Origin of the sequence: Acinetobacter sp. YH16031 (genome assembly GCF_013417335.1) — a bacterium.
GTDB lineage: Bacteria > Pseudomonadota > Gammaproteobacteria > Pseudomonadales > Moraxellaceae > Acinetobacter.
The window spans coordinates 1-2,651 of the sequence record NZ_VPED01000101.1 but is presented as its reverse complement, the minus strand read 5'-3'; the positions used below and the strand labels follow the sequence as shown (position 1 = coordinate 2,651).

2 protein-coding genes are annotated in these 2,651 nt (G+C 40.4%); both read right to left on the bottom strand.

Annotation, left to right across the window (positions count from 1 at the left end; genetic code table 11):
- Window positions 1-456: 456 nt before the first annotated feature.
- The gene (locus FTV31_RS16190; RefSeq protein WP_004911237.1) at window positions 457-1,662 is read right to left on the bottom strand and encodes an IS256 family transposase; all 1,206 of its coding nucleotides are present in this window, start codon (window positions 1,660-1,662) and stop codon (window positions 457-459) included.
- A gap of 71 nt (window positions 1,663-1,733) precedes the next feature.
- Complete coding sequence (locus FTV31_RS16185) at window positions 1,734-2,324, bottom strand: recombinase family protein (RefSeq protein ID WP_127801920.1); 591 nt, start codon at window positions 2,322-2,324, stop codon at window positions 1,734-1,736.
- Window positions 2,325-2,651 lie beyond the last annotated feature (327 nt).

Here is a 2,651-nt window from a genome sequence, read left to right as displayed (position 1 = left end):
CCCTCTGAAAAACATTTTTTTTGTCCTCTTTAGCCTAAGAAAGCGTAAGTTTTATGCAGAAATTTGTTCCTGGATCGAGCGTAGCGAGTAAAAAAGTTTTATGAGCGAAGCGAATTCCAAGTTTCTTTTGCTTTTTCTTAAAGTCACGTAAGTATTCACCAAAAAATTGCCCCGACGAACTGAGCGAAAGCGAAGTTCAATAGAGTTTGAGCGTAGCGAAAACATAGGGCAATTTTTTCTTCCTTAGGTTTTTAATTAATTTTTATATTTTTAATGCTTTTAAATCCATTGGAAAGCTTTTTACATAAGGGTTATAGAGCTTATAAGACTACAATTCCTTTGTTATAAACTACATCTAAATCAGATGTAGTCTTATAGAATCTATTTTTAAAAAATATCAGTAGGACAAAATCAAATTTTTAGAGAGCGTTCAAAATTCTGTGTCAGCCGAATTGGCTAGAGTTTAATTATATCATCGAGCCTGCCTTCAAAGTAAATCGATAACTGTGTGATGGTTTGCCCCCAGTTTGTCACCGGCATTGTCCATTTTTCAGAAGCCTGTTGAATGCCAATATACAGCAATTTCAGCAGGCTATTTTCATTCGGGAAAGCCCCCTTGGTTTTGGTCAGTTTTCTGAATTGGCGATGTACTGCTTCAACCGCATTGGTGGTATAAATTGGCTTCCTAACCGCTTTCGGATATTTGAAATAGGCACTGAGTAAATGCCATTTTTCACGCCATGAACGAATGACTTTCTCGTATTTATCCCCCCATTTGGCTTCCAGCTCATCTAGCGCCATTTCAGCTGCCTGCTTGGTATCTGCTCGGTAAACAGGCTTCAGATCAGCCATAAAGGCTTTTTGATCCTTACTGGCCACATAACGCAAGCTATTGCGGATTTGGTGAATAATACATAACTGCACTTCTGTCTGCGGAAATATCGCAGCAATTGCTTCAGGGAAGCCTTTAAGCCCATCAACGCAGGCGATCAGAATGTCTTGTATGCCACGGTTCTGCAAATCTGTGAGTACGCTGAGCCAATAATTAGCACCTTCACTTTCTGATAGGTAAAGACCCAGCAGTTCTTTATGGCCTTCGGTATTTAATCCCAGCACGGTATAAACGGCTTTGTTGACATAACGGCCTTCATCCTTGATCTTGTAATGGATGGCATCGAGCCACACAAAGGGATATACGGCATCAAGCGGCCTCTGTTGCCAGGCACGTAATTCGGGGATTAGCTTGTCTGTAATATTGGTAATGGCACCCTCGGAAATATCCAGTGCATACATATCGGCAATATGTTTTTGAATATCACGGTAGCTCATGCCGAGCGCAAACAGTGAGATGACTTTACTGTCGATCTCTTCAGAGAGTTTGGTTTGATTTTTCTTGACGAGTTGAGGCTCAAAATCACCAGTGCGATCACGAGGTGTTTCCAGTTCAAATGAACCGGAGGATGATTTTACGGTCTTGCGAGAGTAACCATTCCTGCGATTGGATGGTTTAGGATTTTCTTCCAGATAGTTTTCAATTTCAGCATTTAAAGCCGCTTCTGTCAGCTGTTTGATTAGTGGTGTCAGGATACCGTTTTCACCAGTGAGGGGTTGTCCTGATTGTAATTGTTTTAAAGCTGCTTCGAAATCAAAGTTGTTTGCCATGATGTGTCATTTCCTGTTTGATTCAGTTTATTGAAATGACACAGATTTTTGAACACTACCAATTTTTATTTCTATATCGTCCTCTGTACTCGATATACAGTAGCGATACCCACACCTACAGCTTTTGCTACTTCTTCTTTTGTCATATTTTCGGCCTTAAGTAGCTGTTTAATACGCTCATGCTTAGCGGTATTGGCTTTCTTTCCTGCCGGCTTGTAACCTGACCTTTCTAGTCCTTGCTTAATGCGTTCTCTCCTTTTGTCGTTATCAAGCTTCGCCATAGTTGCAAGTAGGTCTATCAACATGCTGTTGATGACGTTCAGTATCTCTCCTGTCATGCCACTATTAACGACGTGTGTTGTGGGTAGATCAGCGACGACCAGGCGCAGTCCTTTGCTCTTGATCTGTTGCTTAAGAATGTCGAAGTCGGCTTGTTCTAGGCGTGACAATCTGTCGACCGATTCCACGAGTAAAATGTCACCTGGCTCTGATTCGTTTAAAAGCCGATTGAGGATGGGTCGGGTTAACTTCGTGCCGCTTTCATTTTCGATGTATTCAACGTGTCCAGCGCTATAGCTCTTACTGAACTCGACCAAGTCACTGAGCGCTCTTTCAGCATCTTGCTCTTTAGTTGATGCACGTACATAAATGCGAACTATCATAACCGACTACCTATCAAAAAGACTTAAAAAAATAAGTACAATGATAATACTATCATTTAATAAAGATTAATAGTCTATTGATAGGTATTTTTATCATTTAATACTTTTATCTTTTATGTATAGTGCAATGATAGTGTTTCTTGAGGCTCGTACGTGAATGAAATTATTTTTTATGGGTAGTTCTGCTCTTTAATTTACGTAGAACCAAGCAAAACGAAAAAAACCGCCTGATCCAGCAGGCGCTGTTAATATTCAATAGAGTAATGGTTGCAAGATTTCCGTGAGCTGAATTAAGTCAGCGAGCAAGCTAATAGCTTGTAAAAGCAA